This window comes from Streptomyces sp. NBC_00012, from assembly GCF_045040875.1.
Classification (GTDB): domain Bacteria; phylum Actinomycetota; class Actinomycetes; order Streptomycetales; family Streptomycetaceae; genus Streptomyces.
Genome location: NZ_CP108309.1, coordinates 1,865,361 through 1,891,506 on the forward strand (window position 1 = coordinate 1,865,361; position 26,146 = coordinate 1,891,506).

Consider the following 26,146-nt stretch of genomic DNA (forward strand, 5'->3'; position numbering starts at 1 on the left):
CACTGACCAGATGGATACGCTGAGCGGGCTTCACGGCCCTCGGCCCACCCCACTCGGGCCCGGGGGCCGTTCTCATTCCCCCCACCGAGCAGGAGCAGGTATGCCCAGCCGCACCGCCGCCCACACCAAGGGCCGCGCATCCGTCCTGGCGGCCCTCACCGCCACCGTCCTGACCGTGACCGGCACGCCGGCCTTCGCCGCTCCGGAGGACGGCCACCCGATGGACCGGGCGTTCACCCGGGCCGCCGCGGAGTTCGACGTACCGCGCGATCTGCTCGCCGCCGTCGGCTACGGCGAGACCCGGCTCGACGGCCACTCCGGGCGCCCCAGCCAGGCCAACGGCTACGGCGTGATGCATCTGGTGAGCAACCCCGCCAACCGGACGCTGGAGCGGGCGGCGGCCCTCACCGGCAAGCCGCTCGCCGAGCTGCGCACCGACACCGAAACCAACATCCTGGGCGGCGCGGCGGTGCTGCGCGGCTACGCGGACAAGCTCGGCCTCGACGCCCGGGACCGCGACGACATCGACGCCTGGTACCCGGTCGTCGCCCAGTACGGCGGCGCGCAGGGCCCCGCCGCGGCCCTCTACGCCGACACCGTCTACACCTTCCTGGCCGCCGGGCTCGACACGGTCGCCCCCGACGGTGAGCGGATCTCGGTGACGAGCCGTCCGGTCGCCCCGCAGAAGGGTTCGCTCGCCGCCACCGACGTACGCACCCAGAGCCCCGACTACCCCTCCGCGCTGTGGGTCCCCGCCAACCCGAACAACTTCGCGTCGGGCCGCTCGGCGAAGATCGACAAGGTGATCGTCCATGTCACGCAGGGCTCGTACGCGGGCTCGATCAGCTGGTTCCAGAACCCGACCGCGGAGGTGAGCGCCCACTACGTGGTGCGCTCCTCGGACGGCCAGATCACCCAGATGGTGCGCGACAGCGACACCGCGTACCACGCCAGGAGCTCCAACGCCTCGGCGCTCGGCATCGAGCACGAGGGGTTCATCGACGACCCGTCCTGGTTCACCGACACGATGTACCGCTCGTCGGCCGCCCTGACCAAGGCCCTGTGCGACCGCTACGGGATCCCGAAGGACCGGGCGCACATCATCGGGCACAGCGAGGCACCGGGCAACGACCACACCGACCCCGGTCCCTACTGGGACTGGAATCGCTACATGGAGCTGGTCGGCGGTGACACCGGCGGCGGCAACAACGGCGACGGGCTGAGCTTCACCTCGTACGCGACCCAGCAGAGCGGCGCGACGGGCGCGCAGGTCAAGGCGGTCCAGCAGTTGCTGAACGACCAGGGCTACTCCGCGGGTGCCGTGGACGGCAGCTTCGGCCCGGCGACGACGGGCGCGGTGACGGCGTATCAGGCGGCGCGCGGGCTGAACGCCGACGGCGTGGTGGGAGCCAGGACCTGGACCGCGCTGCTGTCGGCCGGGACGACGCCGGGCCTCCAGCAGGGCGCCTCGGGCGACGGGGTGAAGCGGCTCCAGCGCTCACTGACCGCGGCGCTCGGCTCGACGGTCGGTATCGACGGCAGCTTCGGCCCGGCAACGGTGACGGCGGTGCGCAGCTACCAGACGAGCCGGGGGCTGACGGCCGACGGCATCGTGGGCCCGGCCACCTGGTCGGCCCTGCAGACGGGCCGCTGACGGTCGTCCTCGCAGGTGGGACGGGGCGGGGCGGGTGCGGCTCGCCCCGTCCCGCACGCGCCCCTCCCATGACACCGGCGCCACTCCCGGGGGCCATGTCACGTTCAAGTAACCTGCCGGAAACCCTTGACGTTTCTCCTGGCGCGTTCTTAACCTCACTGCGTAGTTCGCATTCCTTGCAGTTCACGTGCTGCGGCGCTTTCCGCAGTGTTTTGACAGGCACAGACATAGACCACCTGTCGGTGGTTTCGTCATGCCTGTTTTTTGTGCTCCCCGTGCCGCCGATGGGTCTTCCTCGAAGGCGGATTCATGGCACAACGTCCGAGCGTCAAAGGCGTCGGCGACGTCGTTGCGCTCATCGATGGGCTGGGAAAGATCACCGGCCGGGCGCAGGTCATCTGGTTCCTCGTGTTCGGCGGGCTGTTCCTCGACGCCTATTCGAATGCCGCGCTGAGCGCCGGTCTGGGGCCGATGACGTCCCAGATGGAGCTCACCAGCACGCAGGTCTCGATCCTCACGGCCACCGCTCCGGCCCTGGCGATCGTCTTCAACCCGGTCGGCGGCTGGCTCGCCACCCGGATCGGCCGCGTTCCCCCGCTGCTCATCGCCAAGGTGTTCGCCATCGCGGGCGCTCTGCTGGCCGCCTTCGCCGGTGATTTCACCGTCGTCTGGCTCGGCCGGGTGCTGGTGGGTGTCGCGTACGGCATCGACTTCGCCGTCGCCATGGCGCTGCTGGCCGAGTACACGCCGGCGAAGCTGGGCGGCCGGCTGAACCTGTGGCAGGCCGTCTGGTACGTCGCCACCACCAGCAATCTCGCGCTCGCCCTGGTCTTCTTCAACCTGGACGTGGGCGCGGACATCTGGCGCTGGTCGGTCGGCTCGGCCGCGGTCGTCGCCGCCGTCCTGCTGCTGGGCCAGTGGCTGATGCTGCGGGAGAGCCCCACCTGGCTGGCGAGCAAGGGGCGGCTGGACGAGGCCGTCGTCAACCTGGACCGGATCTACGGCATCAAGGCCGTCGCCGGGAAGCCGGACGAGGCGACCCGCGCCGCCACCGAGGCGCCCGCCATCGGATTCCGCCAGGCCGGGCTGCTCTTCAAGGGCGACTACCTGCCCCGGACGGTCCTCTCCTCGGTCATCTCGCTCGGGCAGTCGATGCAGTACTTCGCGGTCGGCTGGTACCTCCCGCTGATCAGCCTGACGATCTTCGGCGAGAGCTTCGAGAAGGCCACGATCGGCTCGATGGTCTTCAACGCCTTCGGTATCGCGGGCGGTCTCCTCTCTGCCTACTTCGGCCGCCGGCTGGGACTGCGGCTCAGCTCCGCCGCCGGCTTCGCCGGGGTGTTCGTGGCGCTGCTCGCGATGGGGCTGACCTTCGAGAAGGTGCCCACGGCCGTGGCGTTCCTGCTGCCGGTGCTGTTCATCCTCTGCCACTCCGCGGGCCCCGGCGCCAACGGCAAGTCCATCGCCGCGCTCTCGTACAGCAGCGACGTCCGGGCGCTCGGCACCGGTGTCACCGGGATGGTCGGCAGCTTCGGCAGTGTCGTCGGTCTGTACGTCTTCCCGCAGATCAAGGACTCCCTCGGGCTCGCCGACACCTTCCTGGTGCTCTCCGTCGTGCCGCTGCTCGGCCTGATCACCTGCCTGGCGATCAAGTGGGACCCGACGAAGGCCGCGTCCCCCGACGAGGCCGCCGGGCAGGACCGGGATGCCGTCGGCGCCCAGGCGGGTCCGCAGGAATCCGCGGAGTCCGTCACCGCGCGCTGACCGGCCGCCCGGCCCCTCGCACCACACGATGGTCCCCTCCCCTCCCCCTCCTCCGCACGGCTCGCTCGTGATGCTCGCAATGAAAGGGCTGCAATGACGCAGACGTTCCCCGGCGCCGCCGCACGGCGCGGTGTGCTGTCCATCGACGAGGGCACCACGGGCACCCGGGCCGGAGTCGTCCTCGACTCGGGCGCCGCCCACGAGGTGTTCTACCGGTCGATCAAGGTCAGCCATCCGGACGACCTCTCGGTCGAGCAGGACCCGATGGAGATCTGGACCGCCACCGTCGAGGTGGCGCGCCGGGCCGTCGGCCGGGCCCGCGAGGAGGGCATCGGGATCACCGCGGTGGCGCTGTCCACCCAGCGGGCGACCGCGATGCTGTGGGACCGGGTGACCGGGCGGCCCCTGCTGCCCGCGGTGGTGTGGCAGGACCGGCGGTACGCGGCCGAGCTCACCGCGTACGAAACGGAGTGGGACGCCGCCCTGCTGGCCCGCCAGGGCCGGCCGGTCGGCGCCCGCGCGCCGTTCCTCTGGGCCGCCCGGCAGATCGCCGCCCACCCGGAGGTGGCCGCCGCGCACAGGGAGGGCCGGCTGCTCTTCGGCACCGTCGACACCTGGCTGATCTGGCGGCTCACCGGCGGCGCCGTGCACGCCACGACACCGACGAACGCCGCCTCCACCGGTGGCTATCTGCTGGAGCGGCACGCCTGGGACGAGGAGTGGATCGGCCACCTCGGCTTCCCCCTCGACCTGCTTCCGGAGCTCCGCTCCGACGACGCCGGATTCGGCACCACCGACCCGGCCGCCCTCGGGATCGCCGTCCCGCTGGCCGCCTCCATGGGCGACCAGCACGCCGCACTCGTCGCGCTCGGCGGCCTCGCCGCCGGGCAGGGCATGTGCGTCTACGGGACCGGCGCCTTCGTCGACGCGGCGACCGGCACCACGCCCGCCCTGCCCCGGCCGGACATCTCCGGGGTGCTCGCCCAGCCCGGCCGGCGGCAGGGCGACATCAGCCACTACAGCCTGGAGGCGTACACCTCCACGGCGGGCTCGGCGCTGAATTGGCTCTGCGACGACCTGGGCCTGTTCGCATCGCCGAAGGAGCTCGGTGAGGAGGCGGGCCGGGTCCCCACCCGGCCGGGCCGCACCCCGCGTTTCGTCCCGGCGCTCGCCGGGGTCCGTACGCCGGTCTGGCACCCGGAGGCCACCGCCTCCCTCACCGGGCTCACCCTCGCCACCACCCGCGCCGATCTCGCCCGCGCCGTGCTCGACGGGATCGCGCACTCGGTGTGCGACCTGATCGACGGGGTCGCCGGCACCATGGGCACCCCGTTCACCCGGCTCCGGGTCGGCGGCGGTGTCTCCGGCAGCGACCCGCTCATGCGGATCCAGGCCGACCTGACCGGCCTGCCGCTGGAGCGGGTCTCCGACTCCGCCACCGCCAGCCTGCGGGGCACCGCGTATCTCGCCGGTGTCGCGCAGGGCCTGTGGTCCTCGCTCGAAGAGGTCGTCGAGGCACAGCCGCTGGGCCGGATCTTCGAGCCCTCGATCACGACGGCCGAACGCACCGCGCAGCGGTCCGCCTGGCGCGACGTGCTCATCGCCCACCTGAACGACCCCGCCCTGCTCCCCCTGGCGGCCCCCGAACCTCACACCCCCCACTGACGGCCCCCGACCGTCACCCGGCGGCCGGTACCGACCACGCGGCCGCCGCACCGAAACACCAGGAGTTGATGTTGTGATCACCATGCCCGCCCGGAAGCCGCGGCGCAGCGCCGCGGCGACCCGCCGAACGCCCCTGCTGCTCGACCGGACGGCCCTCAAGCGCCGGCTGGCCGACGACACGTACGACGTGCTCGTCATAGGCGGCGGCATCACCGGGGCGTACGCCGTGCTCGACGCGGCCTCGCGCGGGCTGCGCGCGGCGCTGGTCGAGAAGGACGACTTCGCCTCCGGTACGTCGTCGAAGTCCTCGAAGATGGTGCACGGCGGTCTGCGCTACATCGAGCAGGGCAACGTCAACCTGGTCCGCCACTCGCTCCTGGAGCGGCACCGCTTCCGCAAGAACGCCCCGCACCTGGTGCACCGGCTGCCGTTCCTCTTCCCGATCCTGGAGAAGGAGGGCATCTTCGACGCCCGCCTCGCCAAGGGTTTCGAGGGCCTGCTGTGGACGTACGACCTGGTCGGCGGCTGGCGGATCGGCAAGCTGCACCAGCGGCTCACCGTTCCCGAGGTCCTCGCGCAGGCGCCGACGCTGCGTGCGGAGAACCTCAAGGGCGGGCTGATGTACTTCGACGCCCGCACCGACGACGCCCGCCTCGTCCTCACCATCGTGCGGACCGCCGCCGCGCTCGGCGCGACGATCCTCAACGGGGCCAGGGCCGAGGGTCTGCTGATGCAGACGGGCAAGGTGTCCGGCGCCCGGGTATCGGCCGACGGCGACACCTTCGACATCCGGGCGCGGGCCGTCGTCAACGCCACCGGCGTATGGACCGACGAGCTCGACGCGAAGGCGGACGACGGCCACGAGCCGCAGGTCAGGCCCGCCAAGGGCGTCCACATCGTGGTGCCGTGGGACAAGGTGCGGATCAACTGCACGGTCACCGTGCCGATCCCCGGCCGGGCCCGCCGCGCGACCTGCACCCGCTGGGGCAACAGCGTCGTGCTCGGCACCACCGACGAGGACTACCAGGGCTCCCCCGACGATGTGCACTGCACCCGCGAGGAGATGGACTTCCTGCTGGAGGGCGCCAACACCGCCTTCGAGGGGAAGCTCACCCCGGACGACGTGGTCGGCTCCATCGGCGGTCTGCGCCCGCTGGTCGGCGGCAAGGAGGGCGCGACCCTCGACATGCGCCGCGACCACCACATCACCGTCGGCCGCACCGGCATGGTGACGGTGACCGGCGGCAAGCTCACCACCAGCCGGCACATGGGCGAACTCGTCATCGACAAGGTGATGACCGTCCTCGGCCGCAGGGCGAAGAGCCGCACCTCCGATCTTCCGCTGCTCGGCGGCGCCGGTTACGACGCCGAGGCCGTCGCGGCCTCCGGCGGCATCGCCGCGCACCTCGGCGAGCGCTTCGGCACCGAGGCGCGCTTCGTCGGCGACCTGATCCAGGACGACCCGGCGCTGGCCCAGCCGATCGTCGCGGGACTCCCGTACACCAAGGCGGAGGTCGTCTACGCGGCCCGCGCCGAACTGGCCCGCTCGGTCGACGACGTGCTCTCCCGCCGGACGCGCGCCCGGCTGTTCGCCCGGGACGCGTCCGCCGAGGCCGCCGGGGCCGTGGGCGCGATCCTCGGCCGGGAACTGAACCTCACTCAGGCCGAGGTGGAGCGTTCGGTCTCCGAGTACCTCGCAGCCGTCCGTCACGAAAAGTCCGTACTCCTCGAAGGGGCAGCAGCATGATCAGCCGTCAGACCATCACCCACCCGTTCAACCGGGGCAACTACACGATCGGCGCCCCCAGTTTCGCCAAGTGGGCGCAGAACACCCCGATCGGGGCCGGCGAGGCCGCCCTCCAGGTGAACCCGGTCGAGGTCCCCGAGACCGTGGTCGAGGCGCTGCGCGAGGCCGCGCACGCCGTGCACACCGCCCGCGAGGAGGTCGTCACCCGGACCCGTGACTGGTGGGCCGGCTCGATGATCGGCGAGACCGAGGGCCGTCCCGCGACGCCGGACGCCGTGATCGTCGAGGCGGCCGACGCCGACCAGGTCGCGGCCGTGCTGCGGATCTGCCACGAGGCGGGCATCCCGGTCACCCCGTCGGCCGGGCGCTCCAACGTCACCGGTGCGGCGCTGCCCGTCTTCGGCGGCGTCGTCCTGGACGTGTGCGGGCTGAACGAGATCACCGGTTTCGACGCCGAGTCGAACGTGGTGGACGTCCAGGCCGGGATGTTCGGCGACCTCTTCGAGAAGCAGCTCCAGGAGGAGTACGGCGTCACGACCGGCCACTGGCCGTCCGCGTTCGCCGTCTCCACGGTCGGCGGCTGGATCGCCTGCCGCGGAGCAGGTCAGCTCTCGACGCGCTACGGCAAGATCGAGGACATGGTCGTCGGCGTGGACGTGGTGCACGCGGACGGTACGCGGGCCACGTACGGCGACTACGCGCGCGCCGCGGTCGGCCCGGACCTGCGTCAGCTGTTCGTCGGTTCCGAGGGCACCCTCGGTGTCATCGTCTCGGCCCGGCTGCGGGTCCACCCGCTGCCGGAGTACGCCGATGCCGTGGCGTACGGCTTCAAGACCTTCGCGGAGGGCCTGGACGCCTGCCGCAGGATCATGCAGCGCGGCGCGACCCCGGCCGTGCTGCGGCTGTACGACGCCCTGGAGTCGGGCACCCACTTCGGCCACCCGGAGACCAACCTCCTGCTGGTCGCCGACGAGGGCGACCCGGCCATCGTCGACGCCTCGATCAAGGTGGCGAAGGAGGTCTGTGAGACGTACGGCCCCGAGCTGGACAGCAAGGCGGTCTTCGAGCGCTGGCTGGACGAGCGGATGCTGGTCGGCAAGTCCGCCGACGGCTTCAAGCCCGGCCCCGGCTTCGTCGCCGACACCCTGGAGATGGCCGCGTCCTGGACCGACCTCCCGGTGATCTACGACGAGGTGGTCGCCGCGATCCAGTCGGTGCCCGGCACCCTGGCCGCCTCGGCCCACCAGTCCCACGCGTACACCGACGGCGCCTGCGTCTACTTCTCGCTGCGCGGCGACGTGGCTCCCGAGTCGCGCCGCGACTGGTACCGCTCGGTGTGGGACGCCGCCAACGCCGTACTGATCGAGCACGCGGCTGCGCTCAGCCACCACCACGGCTGCGGGCTGCTGCGAGGCCCCTACCTGGAGGAATCCCTCGGGGCGGGCTTCGCGACCTTCGTCGCGGTGAAGAAGGCCCTGGACCCGGCCGGCATTCTCAACCCTGGCAAACTGGGCCTTCCCAGCCGATTCGGTACGTCTCCGCTGAACTGACGCCAGGGTCTTTCGTTCGGATCAGGCCGCGACCCCGGCATGATCCGAACGAAGACCCTGAGCCGGCAGCCACGAACCCCTTCCCCCAGGCAGGCCCTCGCCATGACCCCTTCCCCTTCCCGGTCCGGTGCCGCACTCGACCCCCGGCTCACCGCGGCGTTCGCCGAGGTGCCGGTCGTCGCCTCGGTGGTCGGCACCCAGCCGCTGCGCGAGTTCCTGACCGCACCGGCCAAGGTGTGCATCCTCGCGTCGTTCGCGGTGGGGCAGCTGCCCCAGGTCGTGCCGGCGCTGGGCCGGGCGGGGAAGACCGTGTTCGTGAACGTGGACAGCAGCCCCGGTCTGGCTCAGGACCGGGGCGCGCTGGAGTTCATCAAGAACATGGGCGCGCACGGCGTGGTCAGCACCCGGCTCTCGCTCATAGAGAAGGGCCGCCCGATCGGCCTGCTGACGATGATGAAGGTGTTCGTCACCGACCGCTCCAATCTGCGCCGCTCCACGGACGCGATCTCGCGCGGGGCGCCGGACCTGGTCGAGATCATGCCCGCCCCGATCATCGCCCGGATGAGCACGCAGGCACAGCGCGCGATGTCCCCGTCGGTGGCCGCGGGCTTCGTGGAGACCCCCGCCGACGTGGCACTCGCGCTGGCCCTCGGCTCGGCCGCGGCCGCCACGTCCGACCCCCGCCTCTGGCACCTGCGCCGGGACCAGCTGCCGCCGGTCCCGTCCGGCGCCCTGAAGAGGCCCGCCCCACCCCAGGAGTAACCCCATGACATACGTGGTCGTAGCCCGCTACCGCACCAGGGCCGGCGAGGAGAACACCGTCCTCCCCCTGCTCGACACGATGGCCGCCGCCTCCCGCGAGGAGCCCGGCAACCTCGCCTACCGGGTCCACCAGGGCACCGAGGACCCGCGGGCGATCGTGCTGTACGAGGAGTACGCCTCCGAGGCCGACTTCACCGAGCACTGCGCCACCGCGCACTTCCAGGAGATCGTGCTCGGCAAGGTCGTCCCGCTGCTGGAGAGCCGTGACGTGCTGCGCTGCGCCCCGCGTCCGGAGGTGGCGGCGTGAAGACCCGTGCGGTGGTGCTGCGCGGGACATCGACGGCCCGTCCGTACTCCGAGTCCCGTCCGGTCGAGGTGGAGGAGCTGGAGCTGGGCGCCCCGCGCGAGGGCGAGGTGCTGGTACGCATCGCGGCCGCCTCGCTCTGCCACTCCGACCTCTCGGTGGTCAACGGTGACCGGGTCCGCCCGCTGCCGATGGCGCTGGGCCACGAGGCGGTGGGCGTGGTCCAGGAGACCGGGCCGGGCGTCGGCCGGGTCGCCCCCGGCGACCATGTGGCGCTGGTCTTCGTGCCGAGCTGCGGTTTCTGCGGCGACTGCGCGGCGGGCCGGCCTGCCCTGTGCGCACAGGCCGCGGCGGCCAACGGTTCGGGGGCGCTGCTGCACGGCCCGTCGCTGCTGACCGACGCCGCCGGCAACCCGGTCCACCACCAGCTGGGCGTCTCCGCGTTCTCCGAACACGCGGTGCTGGCCCAGGAGTCGGTGGTGCCGATCCCCAAGGACGTCCCGTTCACCGTCGCCTCGATGTTCGGCTGCGCGGTGCTGACGGGTGCGGGCGCGGTCATCAACACGGCGGCCCTGCGCCCGGGGCAGTCGACGGTGGTCTACGGCCTGGGCGGGGTGGGCCTCTCCGCGGTGCTGGGCGCCCGCGCGGCGGGGGCGTACCCGATCGTCGCGGTCGACCCGGTCCCGGAGAAGCGCGAACTGGCGCTCCGGCTGGGTGCCTCGCATGCGTACGCCCCCGACGAAGCGGTGCGGCAGATCCGCGAACTCACCTCCGGTGGAGCCGAATCGGCGGTGGAGGCGGTGGGCAGCCCCAAGGTCATGGCCGAGTGCCTGAGCGCCGTGGCCCGGGGCGGCAAGGTCGTGTCGGTGGGCCTGCCCGCACCCGACCGGGTGCTGGAGGTCCCGGCCCTGGCGTTCGCGGGCGAGGGGAAGTCCCTGCTGGGCTCGTACATGGGCGACGCGGTGCCGCGCCGTGACATCCCGAGGTTCCTGGACCTGTGGCGGGCGGGCCTGATGCCGGTGGAGCTGATGCACACGGGCACCCTGCCGCTGACCGACATCAACGCGGCGATGGAGGAGCTGGCTTCCGGCCGGGCCATCCGCCAGGTCATCGACACCTCGGGCATGCTGGACGCCTGACGCCCGGTCCCGGCCCGGCCGGCGGCGCCCCCGATCGCCCGAGGGGGCGCCGCCGGCCGTCGGCCATCAGCTGCCGGCCTCCTCCGTGTCCGGCGCATCGGCGGGTGTGAAGTGCAAGGTGATCTCGCGGCGGCTGATGCGCCACCCCCGCTCGCCGCGCACGATCATGTCCTCGTAGGTCACGCTTCCGCACTGACCGTCCGCGCCGGCACCGATCCCCTTGGACCGCGCGTGGACCCGGCCGTCCCCGGCCTCGGTGAGGACGATATTGGTGACGTGGTGGCCGACGGGTGCGCCCGGCCGGCCCGCACGCGTCCGTGCCATGTCCCGGAAGGCGGCCAGCCCGTGCAGCTCCCCGTGCCCGAGGTTCGAAGTGGCGTAGACGATGTCTTCGGTGAACAGCTCGTCCAGCCGGTCCAGTTCGTCATTGTCGACCAAGTGCCCGTGCAGGGCGAGCAGTTCGGAGATGTCCAGACGGTCCTCGACACTGAGCGTCATCGCCGGTCCTTTCGTGAGAGCTCTCGCGACGGTGCGGCAGTTATACGGGGAGAGCTCCCGGGTGACCCGGCACAGCACCGGTCGCGCACCGCCGCGGCCCGGCGAGTTCATTCCGCTGGAGCAACGGCGCGGCGGTCGTAACGGAGCAGCACGACCCCGTTGCCGAACTCCCGGGTCTCTGTCAGACGGAGTGCGGTTCGGCTCGCCGAGGCCGGGAACAGGGGTTTTCCCCGGCCGATGAGTACCGGATGGACGTAGATGCGGTACTCGTCGATCAGGTCGAGCCGCATGAAGGCCGCGGCGAGATCGGCGCCCCCGAGACACAGGTCCCCGCCGGGTTGCGCCTTCAGGGCCTTGATCTCCTCCGCGTCGACCTCCCGCTTGATCGTGGTGTTCCGGCCGGCATGTTCCAGGGTCCGGGAGAACACGATCTTGGGCATGCCCCGCCAGATCCCGGCGAATTCCGCCACGGTTTCGTTGGCGGAGGGATCGGAGTCGGCGGTCGGCCAGAAATCCTCCATGAGCTGATAGGTCACCCGTCCTTCGAGGAAGCCGCCCATGGTCCTGAGCAACTCGTTGAAGTGTCGGTGCAGTTCGTCGTCGACCAGGTTCCAGTCGATCTCGCGGTCCGGCCCTTCGATGAAGCCGTCGAGGGACACCGAACTCATCAGGACGATCTTCCGCATCGCAATCCTCTTCCGCCGGAGCCGTCGCGCCGCACGGGAGTCCGGCACCCCAACAGTTGACGCCACGGTCACGGCCCCGGCAACGAGTGACACGCATCGCGGGCGCGGCCCGCATCGGCCCGGCCACAGCACGCGGCAGTGCGGCAGTGCGGCAGTGCGCCAGGACCGGCATATGGTGATTCCGTCGAAGCGGCATCGCTGTGGCCGGTGCGTCCCCACGGCCCGGAAAGAGGTTCGGTGTGAGAGTCGGTACGGCCCGATCGGCCGCGGTCCAGTGGGTCACCGAGCACGCCAGGCCCGATCCCGGTTTCCGTGGCGCCTTCTTCAGCGGCTCCACGGTGGGCCTGCCGGACGACGCCGAACTCTCCCCGTACTCGGACGTGGACATCGTGGTCGTCACCGCCGACGCCGCCAAGCCCGCCAAGCCCGGCAAGCTCCGCTTCCGGGACGCGCTGCTGGAGGTCAGCCTTCTGCCGTGGGACGAACTCGCCTCGGCGGACGAGGTGCTCTCCTCGTACCACCTGGCGGGCAGCTTCCGCCGCGACGCGGTCATCGACGACCCGACGGGCCGGCTGCGCGAGCTGCGGGTGGACGTGTCGCGCCGGTTCGCCGAGCGGTCCTGGGTGCGCCGCCGATGCCGGGACGCCGAGCGCCGGATCGAGGCCCGCCTCGCCGCCTTCGACTCCTGCGCACCGTTCCACGAACAGGTGACGTCCTGGCTGTTCGCCACCGGGGTCACCACCCACGTCCTGCTGGTCGCCGCGCTGCGCAACCCCACGGTCCGGCTGCGGTACCCGGCGGCCCGGGAGGTCCTCGACGCGTACGGACAGGCGCAGCTGTACCCGGAGCTGTTGGAACTGCTCGGGTGCGCACGGCTGTCCGCCCCCAGGACGGGGCACCACCTGGACGAGCTGGCCCGAACCTTCGACGCCGCCGCGGCGGTCGCCCGCACGCCGTTCTTCTTCAGCGGAGACATCACCACCGGGGCACGGCCGGTCGCCATCGACGGCAGCCGTCATCTCATCGAGCGGGGCGACCATCGCGAGGCCGTGTTCTGGATCATCGCGACCTTCGCGCGATGTCACACCGTACTGGCGGCGGACGCCCCCGAGCTGCACCACGCACGCCTACCGGCCTTCCGGGAGGCCGTCGCCGATCTCGGCATCACGTCCACCGAGGACCTTCTCCGGCGGGGCGAGGAGGTCATCGCCTTCCTTCCCGGACTCCGCCGGACCGCCGGGCAGATCCTGACGGCCAACACCGAGATCACGGGATGACACGGGCGAAAGTCGGTGGCTGACGCCAGGCGGCACGCAGCGAGCGGTGACGGACGCCGGGCGGATCAGCAGTGGCCCGCCCGGCCGTCCTCTCTCCCCCTGCCCCTGCGCCCAACTCCCCCTCCACCCCGGCCCGTCGCCCTGATACCTTGGCCGGCATGTTCCTCTCCCGTGCGTAGGACCCCGCGCTGACCGCACCCCGCTTCCCGCCGGGTGCGGCACTTCGGTGTCCCCGCATGCCCGCAGCGCCGTCCGCCGCGCTGCCCTCCCGAGGAACGTATCGATGCTTTCGCCATCACCCGTGCCTTCGCGCACGCCTTCGTACGCCGCCGTCCTGCGTACCCGTCATGCCACCCGCACCTTCGGCGCCGCCCTGCTGGGGCGGCTCTCGTACGGGATGATCTCCCTCTCCCTGATGCTGGCGGTGAACGCCTCCACCGGCTCCTACTCCGTCGCCGGTGCCGTCATGGCCGTGTTCGGGGCGACCAGCGTCTTCCTCTCCCCTGCCCGTGCCGCCTTGATCGACCGGTACGGGCCGCGCCGGGTCCTGCCGCCGATGGCCGGCCTCTACGCGGTGCTGCTCGCCGCGCTGGCGTACGCCACCTGGCGGCCGGGGGCCTCGGCGATCCTGCTGGGGGCGCTGACCGCCGCGGCGGGTGCCTCCACTCCACCGCTGGGGCCGGTGATGCGGACCCTGTGGAGCGACCTCGTCGCCGACCGGGAACTGTTGCGGCGCGCCTACAGCCTGGATGGTGTGGCCGAGGAACTCCTCTTCGTCAGCGGTCCGTTGCTGGTGGGCGTGGTGGTGAAGTTCGCCCCGCCCGCGGCCGGGGTCGCGATCAGCGCCGCGCTGGTGTTCGTGGGCACTCTGGCACTGGTCTCCTCACCGGCGGTGCGCGGCAGGGGCGCGGCGCCGTCCGAGGACACGGCCGCCGGTACGGACGTCCCGCCGGCCGGACGGCGGCTGCTCGGCATCGTCGGGCTGCGGCGCGCGGTGCTGGTGACGGCGGCCGTGGGGCTGTGCCTGGGAGGTCTGGATCTGCTGGTGGTGGCGTTCACCGAGCAGCGTCACCAGAGCGGGGCGGTGTCGTGGGTGCTTGCCGCGCTCTCGGCCGGAAGCGCGGTCGGTGGACTGGCCTACGGCGCCGTCTCCTGGCGGGCGTCGAACCGGGTGCGGCTGCCGCTGCTGGCCGTCGGCCTGGGCGCCACCATGGTCGGAGCGGGGCTGTCGCCCAATGTGTACGTCCTGGTCGTGGTCACCGCGGTGGCCGGGCTGTTCATCGCACCCGCCCTGACCACCGCGTACCTCATCGCGGACGAGTCGGTGGGCGCGGGGAGCCGTACCCAGGCGGGTGCCTGGGTGAACACCGCGATCAACGCGGGGTCGTCGGTGGGCGTCGCGGTGGTGGGTCTGCTGGTGGACCACCTGTCGCCGGCCGTCTGTTTCGCGGTCGCGGCGGTCCCCGCGCTGTTGTGTGCGGCCGCGGTGACACGCGGCTCGGCGGACGGCGGTACGGTCAGCCGTCCGTGACCGGCTGCTCCGGCACTCCCGGTCCGCCGTCCGCGAGCCATTCCTCCCAGACGGCGGCCAGTTCCGCGTCGGTGGCCGGCGCCACCGTGTCCAGCAGCCGTACCTGCGCCCCCGGCCCCGCCAGGTCCATGCGGTACGGGTGGGGCCGGCCGCCCGGGGCGGTGCCGAGGGCGGTGACCGAACCGATGACGCGGTTGGGTCCCAGGATGCCGGGGAGTTCACGCATTTCCGGGTCCATGAGATCCAGGTCCTCGACCAGCAGCTCGCAGCCGTCGTACGTGGCATGCGTCATCGCCCGGACACCTCCGCCCCGCTCGCCGGAACGCCCGAGGACCAGGGTGTCGCGCCACAGCATCCGCGCCCCGGCCGCCAGTGACACCTCCATCGAGCGCTCGACCCGGGCACCCGTCGAGATCACGAACGGCCGGGCGTCCCAGCGGAGTTCGCCGCCTTCGGCGATGTCGACGCGGGCCCGCCAGCTCGACGTGCCGCCACGGTGGTCGTACGCGACCAGGCCGGACGGCTCGACCAGCTCCAGCCGGGCGCCGGGGCCGACCGAGATGTCCAGCCGCAGATCGTCGCCCGCGAGCAGCCCCGCCCGGGTGCCGACCAGCGCGATCCGCGGACGGCCGGGTGACGGCAGCAGGGGCCGGGGCGCGAGGAAGGCGCCGGGGCGCAGTTCCCGGGCGACGTGGCGGCCCGAACCGTCGAGCTCCACGGTGACGACCGTGGGCTCGGCGGACTCCCCGGTCACGAGCCGTCGTGGCTGTGGCTGTGGCTGTGGGGTGCCATCGGGCCCGGGTCCGTGGGGACATGGGTTCCGGAGCGGTGGCGTGCCAGCAACTCCCTCACCCAGTCGGCGAGTTCGGCCACCGACGCCGGGTCGTGCTTGGAGAGCGCGAGGACCGGCAGGCCGTCGCGGGCGCGCGATGCGTCGGCCACCATCTCGGCCACGTCGACCTCCACATGGGGTGCGAGGTCGGTCTTGTTGATGACCAGGAGGTCGGCTCCGGTGATGCCGGGGCCGCCCTTGCGGGCGACATCGCCGCCGCCCGCGACATCGATGCAGAACAGCTGGGCGTCGGCGAGGGCAGGGCTGAAGGTGGCGGTCAGGTTGTCGCCGCCGCTCTCGACCAGCACCAGGTCGAGCGGCCCGTACGCCTCCTCCAGATCCTCGACGGCGTCGAGGTTGGCGCTGACGTCGTCCCGGATCGCGGTGTGCGGGCAGGCACCCGTCTCGACGGCCCGGATGCGCTCGGTGGGCAGCACCCCGGCCGAGCGGAGGAAGCGGGCGTCCTCGTCCGTGTAGATGTCGTTGGTGACGACGGCCATGGCGAGTTCGCCGGCCAGCTCGCGGCAGAGGGTGGCGAGGATCGAGCTCTTGCCGGTGCCGACCGGGCCTGCCACACCGAGGCGCAGGGCGCGCGGCGGGTGGTCGTGCGAGAGGTGCGGGGTGTTGTGATCGATGTGCTGGTCGGGCGTGGTGCCGAGGTGCTGGTCAGGCAAGGAACAGTCTCCGTTCTCGTTGTGCGTGTTCGAGCGCCCACTGCTCGGTGAGCGGGGGCGTACGGGCGGGCAGTTCGGCCGGGGTCCGCACGGCGAGGGCCTCGGCCACCGCGGCCGCCGCGTGCGGCTCGGCGTCAAGGATCCAGGCGACCGAGTCCAGCGGGTCGCCGGGCAGCAGCTTGAGCGCCGCGGAGGTGATGGTCTGCAGTTCGTCGTAGACGACGCCCCGCGCCAGCTCCTCCTCCGTCACCTTCATGACGGCCCCGAGCGCGCCGAGGGCCACCGGCCGCAGCGGTCGGGGGCGGATACCGGTCAGGGCGGTGACCGCCGGGTGGCCGGGGGCCAGCCTTCGCGCCAGGCGCTGCACGCCGCGGCCCAGCGTCGCCGACGCCTCGCGCAGGGGTGCGGCCGGCGTCCGGGCGGCGAGCGCCTGCTGTACGGGCCCGTAGTCCACCGGGTCGCGCCCGGCGGCCCGCAGGGCGAGCACGGCGGCGGCGGCCTCGGTGACGGCCGCGGTGTGCAGCCGGGCCCGCAGCAGTGCGGGGATCCGGTCACGGGTGAGACCTGCCGCGACGGCCGGTTCGAGTCCCGCGCTGTAGGTGTACGCGCCGACCGGGAGCCGTCCGTCGCCGAGCAGCAGGCGTGCCAGGCCGGCCATCAGAACATGGAGTACCGCTGGGTCAGCGGCAGTTCGGTGGCGGGCGCGGGCTCCACGAGTTCTCCGTCGATCCGGATGGCGAAGGTCTCCGGGTCGACGTCGATGTCCGGGAGCGCCGTGTTGTTCGGCAGGTCCGCCTTGGTGAGGTGCCGGGTGGGGCGTACGGCGACCAACTCCCTTACCAGGCCGAGCCGTTCCGCCAGGCCATCGGCCAGGGCCGCCGGGGCCACGAAGCTGACCGAGAGGTGCGGGGCGGCTTCGGCGGCGGCGGTGGGGCGCAGGAGGACGGGCTGGGTGGTGGGGATCGCGGCGTTGGCGTCGCCGAGCGGCGCGTACACCACCATGCCGCCCTTGACGACGGCGGCGGGGCGGATGCCGAAGAAGGCGGGGTCCCACAGCACCAGGTCGGCGAGCTTGCCCGGTTCGACGGAGCCGACGACATGGTCGATGCCATGGGCGACCGCCGGGCAGATCGTGTATTTGGCGACGTAGCGGCGGGCGCGTTCGTTGTCGGCGGGCAGTTCGCTGCCCCGGTCCCCGAAGCGCTGCTTCATGGTGTGCGCGACCTGCCAGGTGCGGCAGATGACCTCACCGATGCGGCCCATGGCCTGGGCGTCCGAGGAGGTGATGGAGAGTGCGCCGATGTCGTGCAGGACGTCCTCGGCGGCGATGGTGCTGGCCCGGATGCGGGACTCCGCGAAGGCGAGGTCCTCGGGGACGCGTGGGTTGAGGTGGTGGCAGACCATCAGCATGTCGAGGTGTTCGGCGACGGTGTTGACGGTGTGCGGGAGTGTGGGGTTGGTGGACGCCGGGAGGATGTTGGGGTGGGAGGCGACGGTGATGATGTCGGGTGCGTGGCCGCCGCCCGCACCCTCGGCGTGGAAGACGTGGATGCCGCGTCCGGCGATGGCGTCGAGGGTGCCTTCGACGTAGCCGGCCTCGTTGAGGCTGTCGGCGTGCAGGGCGACCTGGAGGCCGTGTTCGTCGGCCGCCTTCAGCGCCGCGTCGATGGCGGCGGGGGTGGCGCCCCAGTCCTCGTGGACCTTGTAGCCGCCCGCGCCGCCGAGTGCCGCCTCGCGCAGCGCCTTCTCGCCGACGGTGGAGCCCTTGGCGAACAGCATGACGTTGAGCGGGACCCGGTCCAGGGACCGGTGCATCATCGCGAGGTTCCAGGCTCCCGGGGTGACGGTGGTGGCCTTGGAGCCCTCGGTGGCGCCGGTGCCGCCGCCGATGACGGTGGTGGTGCCGGTGGCGAGGGCCTCGTGCAGGGTCTCCGGCATGAGGAAGTGGACATGGGTGTCGACGGCCCCGGCAGTGAGGATGCGGCCCTCGCCGGAGATGACGTCGGTGCCGGGCCCGATGACCAGGTCGGGGTGGACGCCGTCGCTGATGTCGGGGTTGCCGGAGCGGCCGAGCGCTACGATGCGGCCGGCCCGGACGCCGACGTCGGTCTTGACGATGCCCCAGTGGTCGAGGACGACGACATTGGTGATGACCAGATCGAGGGCGCCGTCGGCGCGTGCGGCGGTGGACTGGGCCATGGATTCACGGATGGACTTGCCGCCGCCGAACACCGCCTCGTCGCCGCCGAAGCAGCGGTCCTCCTCGACCTCGATCCAGAGGTCGGTGTCGGCGAGGCGGACGCGGTCGCCGGTGGTGGGGCCGTAGAGCGACGCGTAGGCGTCACGGGTCATCCGTGCCATGTCACATGTCCTCCGTTCGTGCCGCCGACGGGTCATCCGTCCGGGCCGCCGGCGGGTCATCCGTCCGGGCGGCCCTGGTCCCCGGCACGACGATGCCGGGCACCTTCCGGCGGCCTCCCAGTTCGACGAGGGTGGCCTCGGCGCCGACTCCGGGCTCGAAGCGCAGAGAAGTACCGGAAGGAATATCGAGCCGGAATCCTTCGGCCAGGGACCGGTCGAAGGAAAGCGCCGGATTGGCGTCGAAGAAATGCAGATGCGAGCCTATTTGAATCGGACGGTCGCCGTCATTCACCACGGTCAGATGCAATTGCGCACGGGTGTCATTGATTTTCAGTTCACCGGCCCCCGTCCGGATCTCACCCGGGATCACGGGATCGGCGAGGTGATCGTGACGAGCTTGCGCCCGTCCGGGAAGGTCGCCTCGACCTGGACGTCATGCAGCATCTCGGGAACACCTTCCAGCACGTCAGCGCGGGTGAGGACATTCCGCCCCGCGGTCATCAGGTCGCTGACGCGGGCACCCTCCCGGGCTTGCTCCATGGCCCAGCAGGAGAGCAGCGCGACGGCCTCGGGATAATTGAGCCGAACGCCACGGTCCCGCCTGTCACGAGCGACCATTCCGGCGACGCTCAGCAGCAATTTCTCCGTGTCGGACGGAGTGAGAAACATTGGGAAACCTCCGTGGCGGCAGTCCCCGGAATTCCCGGAATCGCCCTGGCCACGTTCCTCTTATAAGCCTCCCGACCGCGCCGTGGCAACTTGCAGCGCTCCGCGATAAGTCCCTTTCTGCCCTTATCGCCCACCATATACGGGCAAAGTAGACAAATTTTGTCCATCAAGAAACGGTAAAGAGAGGCGGCCGTACACCCCCGGCGGGGGTGTACGGCCGCCTCAAGAACGGAGCTCAGCAGGTCACTTCAGGCCGAAGGCCCGGATGATCTCCTGGTCGATGCCCAGCCCGTCGGCCGCCTCGGCGTGCGCCTTGAGCGAGACGAACGAACCGGCCTTCTTCGGGGTCTTGAACCGGGCGGTCCAGGAACCGGCCGCGTCCTTGCGGAGCTGCACCGCCTCCCAGGTCTCCCCGTCGTCGTAGCTGACCGACAGCGAGGCCCCGGTGGCCTTGACCGCCCCGTCCAGCCACTCCTGCGTCCCGGAGGAGAGCCCGACCTCGGTCCACCGGCCGGCCTCGACGTCACCGGCCAGGTCGGTGTCGACCCGGTAGTCCAGCTGGAGCATCGGGATGTCGGCCTGGAACGGGCCGTTCTCGTCCATGGCACCCGAGACGAAGTTCCACTCGGTGTGGGTGCGGGTGGACGTCCGCCACAGGTCGCTGTCCCGGGCGGAGTCGAGGACGAAGCGGTACGGCAGCTTCTCGGGCGAGACGTCCCAGGCGAAGCCCGCCCGGCCCGCGACCTTCTTGATCAGGGTGTCGCCCTGGTAGAAGGACGTGGCGGTGGTGTCGTACTCGTCCTGCGGCATGGCGCCCGAGTGGCCCGCGCCGGAGTCCGTCCACGGGGTGAGGTTGAACTGGATGTCGTTGTAGACGGACCGGAACGGACCCCAGTAGCCGGTGCCCAGGCGCGGGCGGGTGACCGGCGCGAACCATTCGGCCGGGTAGGTGCGGCCCGCCGTGTAGTCCAGCTCGCCGCTGCGCATCTCCAGCGCGGACCCCGACTCGTCGGCATTGAGGACCGAGTGGTTCTCGTACCAGAAGGAGGCGCCCGGAAGCGGGGTGACCCACTCGTCGCGGGTGCCGGGGAACTTCTCGTACTCCTCGAAGCCGATCCCCGGTCCGTAGTCCGGGATGTCGTAGCGGTAGCCGCCGCCGAGCACGCCCTTGTGGCCGTAGAAGGTGTTCTTCACCTTCGCCAGCTGACGGTCCGACGGGGCGTACTCCAGCGAGCGGTCCGGGACGACGCCGTCGTGGCGGTCGACCAGGTCGTACACGTAGCGGGCGAACTTCCGCTGCGCGACCGTCACCTTCGAGCCCTGCCGGGCCGACTCGATCAGCTTCTCGCCCGCGAGGCGCTGGACCGAGGCGACCGGGACGGCGGTCTCGGTGCCGTAGGGGGCGTACGACTCCATCAGGACGCCGTCGCCGTCGTTGACGACGAAGAGCGCGTCGGCGCCCGCGGCCACCGCGGCCGCGACCCGGTCGGCGGGGGCGACCGCGTCACTGCGGCGGACGACGACGGCCCTGCCCTTGGCGTCCAGGCCCTTGTAGTCGGCCTCGGCGCCGTTGCCCGCGAAGACGGCGGGGAGCTGCTGCGTGCGGCTCTCCGCGACCGGCGAGCCGAGCTGTGCGGTCACCGGGACGTCGCGGCCGCCGGCCGTCAGGTCGATCAGTTTCTCGCCCTGCCGCCAGCGGGTCAGGAACGAGAAGCTGCCCTGGGTGACCTTCTTGGTGGGGCTCGCCCACAGCTGGTCGTACGTCAACGGGATCTGGTATGCGTCGCGCAGGACGGTGCCGTCCGGTGCGGTGCGTGCCATGTCGTAGCGCAGCTGCCGGGTCTCGGTCTCCTTGGGCGTCCGCACCCCGATCCTGCGGGCCTTGGAGGCGTCGAGGGTGACCGTGGACGCCTTGTCCAGGATGATCTCGGGGGCCGCGAGGAAGGCGACGGCCTTGGAGTCGGCGCGGTCTCCGGCGATGTCGGCGGCCGCCCACGCGGTGTAGTTGCCCGGCGGGAGCCGGAGCGTGGTCTCGCCCGAGACCTGAACCACGCCAAGGTTCGGGTCGCCGAGCGCGCCGAGGACGACCGGGCCGTCCATCGGCTTGCCGGCGCGGTCACGGAGCCTGAGCGTCAGGTCGTACAGCTCCTGCTCCTTGTTCAGGGCGAAGCCGGTGTGGGCGACGGTGGTGCCCGCCGCGTCCTTGGCTACGACCTGGCCGGAGAACTGCGTGTTGTTCGCGACCTCGGACGGGTCCAGCGAGAGCACGGCCTCGGCGGTGGAGCCGGCCGGGACGGTGAGCTGCTTCACGGAGAGGGTGTAGGCGTCGGAGTCCGTGTCCGTGGCCAGGTCGAGCGTGACGTCGTTCGCACCCGTGTTGCGGTAGGTGATGGTCCGCTCGGCGACCGGGTCGGACGGCGAGTGCGGCCAGTCGTACGAGGCGACCGCGACGGAGCCGGTGGCCTCGATCGTGGTGTCGATCGCCGCCTTCACATCGAGCCGGCCGGTGCCCTGCTCGTACGGGGTGTGGTCGGGGAGCTCCTTGGACGAGCTCATCAGCGCGTCCTTGATCCGCTGGCCGGACCAGTCGGGGTGACGCTGCTTCAGGATCGCCGCCGCGCCCGCGACATGCGGGGTCGCCATCGACGTACCGGACATCGACCGGTACATCCCGTCGACGCCCGGGACCGACTGCGAGGCGGCCGCGTTGATGTCCACGCCCGGCGCGGAGAGGTCCGGCTTCAGTCCGTACGACCTGACCAGCGGGCCCATGGACGAGAAGTCCGCGCGGTTGTCCTGCTTGTCGACGGCGGCGATGGTGAGCGCCTTCTGGGCCGAGCCGGGCGAGCCGATGGTGCCCGCGCCGTACGCGTTGCCCGCGGCGATCACGAACAGCGGACCGCCGTCGGCGGAGAGCGCGTCGACGGCCTGGGACATGGGGTCGGAGCCGTCGTCCGGAATGCTGGAGCCGAGGCTCATGGAGACGACGTCGGCACCTTCGGCCTTCGCCCACTCCATGGCTTCGATGATGCCGGAGTCGGCACCGGAGCCCTCGTCGCTCAGCACCTTGCCGATGATCAGGTCCGCGCCCGGGGCGACGCCCTTGTTGACACCCTCAGAAGCCGCGCCGGAGCCCGCGATCGTGGAGGCGACGTGGGTGCCGTGCCCGTGGCGGTCGACGACCTCCTCGCCCGGCACGAAGCTCCTGGTCTCCAGGATGCGGTCCTTGACGTCCGGATGCGTCGCGTCGATGCCGGTGTCCAGGACGGCGACCTTGGAGCCCTTGCCGTCGTACCCTTCGGCCCATGCCTGCGGGGCGTTGACCTGCGGAACGGAGTCCTTGAGTGCTGCCTCCGCCCGGCCGTCGAGCCACAGCTTCGTGATGCCGCCGTCCAGCGAACGGGCCGCCGGGGCGGTGGTGACGCCGTTCCAGAAGGTGCGGGCGGTGTCCTTGTCCGCCTTCAGCGCGGCACCGTGGATGCTTTCGAGGGTACGGATCTTCTTGGCGCCTCGTGGGGCGGCGGGCAGCGAACGGCCCCTGGCCGCCGGGTAGGTGGCGATCACCGGGATGCCACCCGACCGCTTGTCGTCGTACCCCATCTTCGCGAGCGCGGAGACGTTGAACAGCCTGCGGTCCAGCTTCCCGGCCGCGAGCAGCGCGGTGGCCTCGTCCGGCAGTACGTAGATGTCGTCGCCGGCCTGCTGGACGTGCACCCCGCCGACCGCGCCGTCGGGGCGGTCCACGGTGACGGTGTCCTGCTTGCCGACGCCGTCGGTGTAGTGCACGACATCGCCCGTGAGCAGGGTGATGTCGTACTCCTTGGCGGGGGCGGCGGCCTGGTGGTCGGTGGGCCCGGGCCGGGCCGGGGCGGCGGACGCGGAGCCCGTCGCGGGCAGCAGCGCACCGCTCACCAGGGCGACCGAGGTCGCTATGAGCAGAGCTCTGCGTCCCGCGCGAACGGGTCTCGCCCGGCCGGAGGCGGAGGGGGGAGTGAATGTCATGCTGCTGATCTACCGTCAAAAGCATGGCTACGGCCGAGTTCGAACCTGGCGTGAAGCCGCCGTGGCGGCAATCCGCCCGCAGCGGTCGCGCTCCGGGGGCCGGTTCAGGCCACGGAGGTGATCACTCCGGTGGGCGGCTGACCGGCCTCGTGGTGGATCGGGGTGTGAGCGCCCTTGAGCGGTACGCCGCTGCCGCCGCGCCGGTCGGCGACGATCTCCGCGGCGATCGACAGCGCGGTCTCCTCGGGGGTGCGCGCCCCGAGATCGAGTCCGATCGGCGAGTGCAGCCTGGCCAGTTCCAGATCCGTCACGCCGACCTCGCGCAGCCGGTCGTTGCGCTCCAGATGGGTGCGGCGCGATCCCATCGCCCCGACATACGCGACCGGCAGCCTCAACGCCAGTTCCAGCAGCGGGACATCGAATTTGGCGTCGTGGGTGAGGACGCACAGCACGGTGCGCGCGTCGACCTCGGTCGCCGCGAGGTATCGGTGCGGCCAGTCGACGACCAGTTCGTCGGCCTCGGGGAAGCGGGCCTTCGTGGCGAAGACCGGGCGGGCGTCGCACAATGTCACGTGGTACCCGAGGAACTTGCCCGCCCGGACCAGTGCCGAGGCGAAGTCGATGGCCCCGAAGACGATCATCCGGGGCGGCGGGACGCTCGATTCGACGAGCAGGGTGACCGGCTGCCCGCAGCGCGAGCCGTCGGCCCCGATGGTGACGGAGCCGGTGCGGCCCGCATCCAGCATGGCGCGGGCATCGGCCGCGGCGGTGCGGTCCAGTTCCGGGTGTCCGCCGAGCCTGCCCTCGTACGAGCCGTCGGGGTGGACGAGCAAGGGGCGGCCGAGGAGCTCCGCCGGCCCTTCGGTGATTCTGGCGAGCGCCGCCGCCGTCCCCCGCGCGGCGGCGGCGAGCGCGGCGGCGAACACGGTCCGTGCGGGATCGTCCGCACGGACCGGAGTCACCAGGATGTCGATGACGCCGCCGCAGGTCAGTCCGACCGCGAAGGCGTCCTCGTCGCTGTAGCCGAACCGTTCGCGCACCGCGGCGCCGTCGTCCAGCGCCTGCTCGCACAGTTCGTAGACCGCGCCCTCCACACAACCGCCGGAGACCGATCCGATCGCCGTGCCGTCGCGGTCGACGGCGAGCGCGGCTCCGGGCTGCCGGGGGGCGCTGCCGCCGACCGCCACGACTGTGGCCACGGCGAATTCGCGTCCCTGCTCGACCCACCGGTTGAGCTCCTCGGCGATGTCCAGCATGGCGTTTCTCCTTCTGCGGGTGTACGGAGGGGCGGAGGTCCTACGGGTACGGAGGGGAGGACGGGACAGGCCCGGTGCGGACCGGTCCCGGTTCTACTTGGCGCCGATCCAGCTCTCGATCGGGCTGAGCGCGAAGTACACGACGAACACTCCGTTCAGTACCCACATGAAGACGCCCACCTCACGGAACTTGCCCTGTGCCGCCTTGATCGCGGCGAAGGAGATCACTCCCGCTCCGACACCGGCGGTGATGGAGTAGGTGAACGGCATCAGTGCCACGGTCAGGAAGACCGGCACGGCGACAGCACGGTCGCTCCAGTCGACGTGGCGGGCGTTCTGCATCATCATCGCGCCGATGACGACCAGTGCGGCGGCGGCGATCGGCCCCGGCACGATCTGGGCGAGCGGGGTGAAGAACAGTCCGGCGGCGAAGAGCACACCGGTGACGACGGAGGACAGACCGGTGCGGGCACCCTCGCCGACCCCGGTCGCCGACTCGATGAAGACGGTCTGCCCGGACGCCCCGGAGACGCCGCCGAGCGCGCCGCCCGCACCGTCGATGAACAGGGCCTTGGACAGGCCCGGCATCCGGCCCTTGCTGTCGGCGAGTCCGGCCTCGGTGCCGACCCCGATGATGGTCGCCATCGCGTCGAAGAAACCGGCCAGCACCAGAGTGAAGACGATCATGCCGACGGTCATCACGCCGATGTCGCCCCAGCCGCCGAACTCGACATGGCCGAAGAGTCCGAAGTCGGGCATCGAGACCGCGCTGCCCTGCAGTTCGGGTGCGCTGCCGCCCCATGCCTTGGGGCTGATGTCGGTGACCGCGTTGACGATGACGGCGAGGACCGTGCCGACGACGATGCCGATCAGGATCGCGCCGGGCACATTGCGGGCCTGGAGCATGAAGATGAGCAGCAGGGTGACGCAGAAGAGCAGTACGGGCCAGCCGGTGAGCTGTCCGCCGGTGCCGAGCGTGACGGGGGCGCCCTTGCCGACGAAGCCGGCGTTGACCAGGCCGATCAGCGCGATGAACATGCCGATGCCGATGGTGATGCCGTGTTTCAGGGCCAGCGGTATCGCGTTCATGATGATCTCGCGCAGCCCGGTGACGACCAGCAGCACGATCACGGCGCCGTACATCACGCACATGCCCATGGCCTGCGGCCAGGTCATGTGGGGTGCCACCTGGGTGGCGAGCACGCCGGAGACGGAGAGTCCTGCGGCGAGGGCGAGGGGCACCTTGCCGATGAAGCCCATCAGCAGAGTGGAGACGGCGGCGGCCAGGGCGGTCGCCGTGATGAGCCCGGCGTGGCTGAGCCGGTGGCCCGCCGCGTCCGGCCCGGACAGCAGGAGCGGGTTGAGCAGAAGGATGTAACACATCGCCATGAACGTGGTGATGCCGCCGCGCACTTCGCGTGCGACGGTGGAGCCACGGTCGGAGATGTGGAAGTACCGGTCGAGCCAGGATCTTCCGGCGGGGACGCGCGAGCCTGAGCCCGCGTCCTGCGCACTGGTCCTGGGCTCCACTGACTGCTGGGTCATGATGCCTGACTCCCAAGGTTCACAGGGGCACCCGCGATGAAGAATCGAAATGCGGGATTTGGGATGACTGCGCGGGCGGCACGACCCGGGGGACGGCCCGAGACGAACTGTGCATGCAGAGTGGAATGTGACGTGTGACGTGGTATAGCGGTCTGACGTGGTACATGTGCGGCGTCACCCGCACTGCTGGTGCTGTGGTGCGGGTACTGCGGTGCGGTACTGCGCTGCGG

At 71.5% G+C, this 26,146-nt stretch carries 21 protein-coding genes; 10 read left to right on the forward strand and 11 right to left on the reverse strand.

Translation table 11 applies throughout. The features are described 5' to 3' along the window. The first annotated feature begins 100 nt into the window (after positions 1-100). The 8 genes from OHA19_RS08720 (at position 101) to OHA19_RS08755 (ending at position 10,585) form a co-directional block, all read left to right on the forward strand. Positions 101-1,654: a peptidoglycan-binding protein gene (locus tag OHA19_RS08720; RefSeq protein WP_405749831.1), complete on the forward strand. Its 1,554-nt coding sequence runs from the start codon at positions 101-103 to the stop codon at positions 1,652-1,654. Positions 1,655-1,963: 309 nt separating this feature from the next. Then, positions 1,964-3,418 carry an MFS transporter gene (locus tag OHA19_RS08725; RefSeq protein ID WP_405717835.1) on the forward strand — a complete coding sequence of 485 codons (1,455 nt, stop codon included), beginning with the start codon at positions 1,964-1,966 and terminating at the stop codon, positions 3,416-3,418. Between the two features lie 93 nt (positions 3,419-3,511). After that, a complete protein-coding gene (locus OHA19_RS08730) occupies positions 3,512-5,083 on the forward strand; it encodes an FGGY family carbohydrate kinase (protein ID WP_405717833.1) in 1,572 nt (523 codons plus the stop codon). 73 nt (positions 5,084-5,156) lie between these two features. Beyond that, positions 5,157-6,830 carry an FAD-dependent oxidoreductase gene (locus OHA19_RS08735; RefSeq protein WP_405749833.1) on the forward strand — a complete coding sequence of 558 codons (1,674 nt, stop codon included), beginning with the start codon at positions 5,157-5,159 and terminating at the stop codon, positions 6,828-6,830. Further along, complete coding sequence (locus OHA19_RS08740; protein WP_405717829.1) at positions 6,827-8,380, forward strand: FAD-binding oxidoreductase; 1,554 nt, start codon at positions 6,827-6,829, stop codon at positions 8,378-8,380. The genes OHA19_RS08735 and OHA19_RS08740 overlap by 4 nt, the downstream gene beginning before the upstream one ends. Positions 8,381-8,482: 102 nt before the next feature. Continuing rightward, the gene (locus tag OHA19_RS08745; protein WP_405717826.1) at positions 8,483-9,142 is read left to right on the forward strand and encodes a glycerol-3-phosphate responsive antiterminator; all 660 of its coding nucleotides are present in this window, start codon (positions 8,483-8,485) and stop codon (positions 9,140-9,142) included. Positions 9,143-9,146: 4 nt separating this feature from the next. Next, on the forward strand, positions 9,147-9,449 hold the full coding sequence (locus OHA19_RS08750; RefSeq protein ID WP_405717823.1) for a putative quinol monooxygenase: 303 nt from the start codon (positions 9,147-9,149) through the stop codon (positions 9,447-9,449). Then, a complete protein-coding gene (locus tag OHA19_RS08755; RefSeq protein ID WP_405717821.1) occupies positions 9,446-10,585 on the forward strand; it encodes a zinc-binding dehydrogenase in 1,140 nt (379 codons plus the stop codon). Before OHA19_RS08750 ends, OHA19_RS08755 begins: the two co-directional genes overlap by 4 nt. Positions 10,586-10,651: 66 nt before the next feature. On the opposite strand, the gene OHA19_RS08760 is transcribed toward OHA19_RS08755, so the two are convergent. After that, the gene (locus OHA19_RS08760; protein ID WP_405717819.1) at positions 10,652-11,083 is read right to left on the reverse strand and encodes a nuclear transport factor 2 family protein; all 432 of its coding nucleotides are present in this window, start codon (positions 11,081-11,083) and stop codon (positions 10,652-10,654) included. 107 nt (positions 11,084-11,190) lie between these two features. Beyond that, positions 11,191-11,769: a dihydrofolate reductase family protein gene (locus OHA19_RS08765; protein WP_405717816.1), complete on the reverse strand. Its 579-nt coding sequence runs from the start codon at positions 11,767-11,769 to the stop codon at positions 11,191-11,193. Positions 11,770-12,008: 239 nt separating this feature from the next. Here OHA19_RS08765 and OHA19_RS08770 point away from each other — a divergent pair, with 239 nt between their 5' ends. Both OHA19_RS08770 and OHA19_RS08775 read left to right on the forward strand, forming a co-directional pair. Next, positions 12,009-13,046 (forward strand): hypothetical protein, encoded by a 1,038-nt coding sequence (locus OHA19_RS08770; RefSeq protein WP_405717814.1) that lies wholly within the window; start codon positions 12,009-12,011, stop codon positions 13,044-13,046. Between the two features lie 283 nt (positions 13,047-13,329). Further along, positions 13,330-14,577, forward strand: a complete 1,248-nt coding sequence (locus OHA19_RS08775; RefSeq protein ID WP_405717812.1) for an MFS transporter — start codon at positions 13,330-13,332, stop codon at positions 14,575-14,577. On the opposite strand, the gene OHA19_RS08780 is transcribed toward OHA19_RS08775, so the two are convergent. The 9 genes from OHA19_RS08780 to OHA19_RS08820 all read right to left on the reverse strand — a co-directional run bounded on the left by OHA19_RS08780 (position 14,564) and on the right by OHA19_RS08820 (position 25,916). After that, the gene (locus OHA19_RS08780) at positions 14,564-15,331 is read right to left on the reverse strand and encodes an urease accessory protein UreD (RefSeq protein WP_405717810.1); all 768 of its coding nucleotides are present in this window, start codon (positions 15,329-15,331) and stop codon (positions 14,564-14,566) included. The two genes, OHA19_RS08775 and OHA19_RS08780, sit on opposite strands and share 14 nt — an antisense overlap. Beyond that, positions 15,328-16,044 carry an urease accessory protein UreG gene (gene ureG / locus OHA19_RS08785; protein ID WP_405753230.1) on the reverse strand — a complete coding sequence of 239 codons (717 nt, stop codon included), beginning with the start codon at positions 16,042-16,044 and terminating at the stop codon, positions 15,328-15,330. The genes OHA19_RS08780 and ureG overlap by 4 nt, the downstream gene beginning before the upstream one ends. Positions 16,045-16,075: 31 nt before the next feature. Further along, positions 16,076-16,741, reverse strand: coding sequence for an urease accessory protein UreF (locus tag OHA19_RS08790; RefSeq protein ID WP_405749834.1), 666 nt, complete (start codon positions 16,739-16,741; stop codon positions 16,076-16,078). Next, positions 16,741-18,444 carry an urease subunit alpha gene (locus OHA19_RS08795; RefSeq protein ID WP_405749835.1) on the reverse strand — a complete coding sequence of 568 codons (1,704 nt, stop codon included), beginning with the start codon at positions 18,442-18,444 and terminating at the stop codon, positions 16,741-16,743. The genes OHA19_RS08790 and OHA19_RS08795 overlap by 1 nt, the downstream gene beginning before the upstream one ends. 1 nt (position 18,445) lies before the next feature. Then, positions 18,446-18,814, reverse strand: a complete 369-nt coding sequence (gene ureB / locus OHA19_RS08800) for an urease subunit beta (protein WP_405749836.1) — start codon at positions 18,812-18,814, stop codon at positions 18,446-18,448. Next, positions 18,811-19,113, reverse strand: a complete 303-nt coding sequence (locus OHA19_RS08805) for an urease subunit gamma (RefSeq protein ID WP_405749838.1) — start codon at positions 19,111-19,113, stop codon at positions 18,811-18,813. Before OHA19_RS08805 ends, ureB begins: the two co-directional genes overlap by 4 nt. Positions 19,114-19,356: 243 nt before the next feature. Beyond that, positions 19,357-23,115 carry a S8 family serine peptidase gene (locus OHA19_RS08810; RefSeq protein ID WP_405749839.1) on the reverse strand — a complete coding sequence of 1,253 codons (3,759 nt, stop codon included), beginning with the start codon at positions 23,113-23,115 and terminating at the stop codon, positions 19,357-19,359. A 104-nt stretch (positions 23,116-23,219) separates the two neighbouring features. Further along, positions 23,220-24,371 (reverse strand): XdhC family protein, encoded by a 1,152-nt coding sequence (locus OHA19_RS08815; RefSeq protein WP_405749841.1) that lies wholly within the window; start codon positions 24,369-24,371, stop codon positions 23,220-23,222. A 93-nt stretch (positions 24,372-24,464) separates the two neighbouring features. After that, positions 24,465-25,916, reverse strand: coding sequence for an NCS2 family permease (locus OHA19_RS08820; protein ID WP_405749842.1), 1,452 nt, complete (start codon positions 25,914-25,916; stop codon positions 24,465-24,467). Between the last annotated feature and the right edge of the window lie 230 nt (positions 25,917-26,146).